3 protein-coding genes are annotated in these 2,416 nt (G+C 71.8%); 2 read left to right on the top strand and 1 reads right to left on the bottom strand.

The features are described 5' to 3' along the window. The first annotated feature begins 99 nt into the window (after positions 1-99). Both IJH84_RS06665 and IJH84_RS06660 read left to right on the top strand, forming a co-directional pair. A complete protein-coding gene (locus IJH84_RS06665; RefSeq protein WP_295141561.1) occupies positions 100-879 on the top strand; it encodes an SDR family oxidoreductase in 780 nt (259 codons plus the stop codon). Positions 880-976: 97 nt separating this feature from the next. Continuing rightward, on the top strand, positions 977-1,888 hold the full coding sequence (locus IJH84_RS06660; protein WP_295141558.1) for an SDR family oxidoreductase: 912 nt from the start codon (positions 977-979) through the stop codon (positions 1,886-1,888). Between the two features lie 181 nt (positions 1,889-2,069). Here IJH84_RS06660 and IJH84_RS06655 read toward each other — a convergent pair. Beyond that, positions 2,070-2,416 (bottom strand): SDR family oxidoreductase (locus tag IJH84_RS06655; RefSeq protein WP_295141555.1); only part of this gene is annotated, 347 nt, incomplete at its 5' end.

The following is a 2,416-nucleotide window of genomic DNA, read 5'->3' as shown; positions in this document are numbered from 1 at the left end:
TGCTCATCCGCACCTACCAAACCTAGCACTTGTTAGGTTGGGTTGGTACGTTAGCAACCGAGGCGAAGGCCCCGCCAGGGGCGAACCCCGGAGGAACTCGTGGGCGTCGAGATCGACCTGTCCGGCCGAGTGGTGCTGGTGACCGGCGGAACGCGCGGCATCGGCGCCGGAATCTCCGAAGTACTGTTGCGGGCAGGGGCGCGGGTGCACGTCTGCTCGCGCGGCGAACCCGAGCGGCTGCCCGAAGACGACGGCGTTCGCGCCGAGTTCGTGCAGGCGGACGTGCGCGATCCCGAGCAGGTGGACGGGCTGATCGAGGAGGTCGTGCGCCGCAGCGGCAGGCTCGACTCGGTGGTGAACAACGCCGGTGGGGCACCGCCTGCGGACACCGCGACCGCGTCGCCCCGGTTCCACTCCAAGATCGTCGAGCTGAACCTGCTGGCACCGCTGCTGGTGTGCCAGCGGGCTTGGCCGGTGATGCGCGAGAGCGGCGGCTCGATGACCATGATCAGCAGCGTCGCCGCGCAGCGCGCCGCGCCCACCATCGCCGCTTACGCCGCGGCCAAGGCCGGGGTGGAAAGCCTCACCCGCACGCTCGCGCTGGAGTTCGCGCCGAGCGTGCGGGTCAACGCGGTGTCCGTCGGGGTGGCCCGCACCGACAACTTCCGGGAGCACTTCGGCGCGGAGGCCGAGCAGTCCGGCTTCGCCGAGACCATCCCGATGGGCAGGCCCGCCGAGCCGGTCGAGGTCGGCAACGCCTGCGCGTTCCTGGCCTCGCCGCTGGCCGAATACCTCACCGGCGCGGTGCTGGCCGTGGACGGCGGCGGCGAACCGCACCCGCACCTCAAGCAGCTCGCCCGGGAATTCTCCCGGGACTGATCCGGCGCGGGAGGTAGCCGGTTCAGCGGGGGCTGCTTCCGGAGCGGGGAAGCCGCCGAGGGTCCGCTAGGCAAAATCATTCCGAAGGGAGTCCACAGTGCCCGGCATCTGCGAAGGCAGGGTCGTCGTCGTGACGGGCGCGGCCCGGGGTTTGGGCCGCGCGCACGCGCTGGAGTTCGCTCGCCACGGAGCTTCGGTGGTGGTCAACGACGTCGGCGTGCAGCTCGACGGCACCGGCGGTGACGAGCAGCCCGCTGTCGAAGTCGCCGCGGAAATCCGTTCGCTGGGCGGGAAAGCGGTCGTCGACGGGGCGGACGTGGCCGACTGGGATCAGGCCCGGCAGCTCGTGGCGCGGGCCGTGGACAGCTTCGGCAGGCTCGACGTGCTGGTCAACAACGCCGGTGTCGTGCGGGACCGGATGTTCGTGAACCTCTCCGAGCAGGAGTGGGACGACGTGCTGCGGGTGCACCTCAAAGGCCACGCCGCGACCATGCGGCACGCCGCGGCGCACTGGCGGGACCTGGCGAAGGCCGGGGAGGCCGTCGACGCGCGGATCATCAACACCTGCTCCGGCGCCGGTCTGCAGGGCAGCATCGGCCAGAGCAACTACGCCGCGGCGAAAGCCGGGATCGCCGCGCTCACCGTGAACACCGCCGCCGAACTCGGCCGCTACGGCGTCACCGTCAACGCGATCGCGCCGTCCGCGCGCACCCGCATGACCGAGGACGTGTTCACCGAAGCCATGTCGCAGCCGACCGACGGGAGTTTCGACGCGATGGCGCCGGAGAACGTCTCACCGCTGGTGGCTTGGCTGGGCAGCGCGGAATCCGCCGACGTCACCGGGCGGGTTTTCGAGGTGGAGGGCGGCGCGGTCCGCGTCGCCACCGGATGGCGCCACGGCGCCGAGCACGACGCGGGCCGCCGTTGGTCCCCTACCGAACTCGGTCCCGTCGTCCGCGACCTGCTCGACCGGGATCCGCGCCCGGAACCCGTCTACGGCACCACCTGATCTCCGAACTTTCCGAGTGAACGGCCTCTTCGCCCAATCTAGTGGGACGAAAGTTCCGTTCACTCCGGGCGGGTTTCCGCGGTGCGGGGGACGTGCGGGCGTGTCGGGCGACAGGGTCGGGACCGCGCAGCCGGATGGAGGGGACAGCCGTCCGCGACGGGTGGGCGTTCGTGAGGCCGGGCTACAGCGACCAGACCGCAGGCCAGTCCTTCGGGCGCAGTGCGGCGTCGGTGCCGCCGTCGGCGTAGACGACCGAGCCGCACAGCAGCGCGCCTTCCGCGCCGAGCAAGAATTCGATCAGCGCGGCCACCTCCGCCGGACGGCCGGGAGCTCCGCGCGGAGTGGGGAAGGCTTCGAGCGCTTCACCCAGCGCCGGATCGCGCCGCACCTCGGCGGTCATGCCCGTCTCGATGTGCCCGGGCGCGACGGCGTTGAGGCGGATCCCGGCGCCGGTCCACTCCGCCGTGGGCGCGTGGCTGCGCACGTACCAGGCGATCGCGGCCTTCGCCGCCGGGTATGCGCCGACGG

This window comes from Saccharopolyspora sp., from assembly GCF_017434145.1.
In the GTDB taxonomy this organism is placed as follows: domain Bacteria; phylum Actinomycetota; class Actinomycetes; order Mycobacteriales; family Pseudonocardiaceae; genus Saccharopolyspora_C; species Saccharopolyspora_C galaxeae.
Note: the sequence above shows the minus strand (reverse complement) of the source record. Positions and strands in the feature narration are given on the sequence as shown.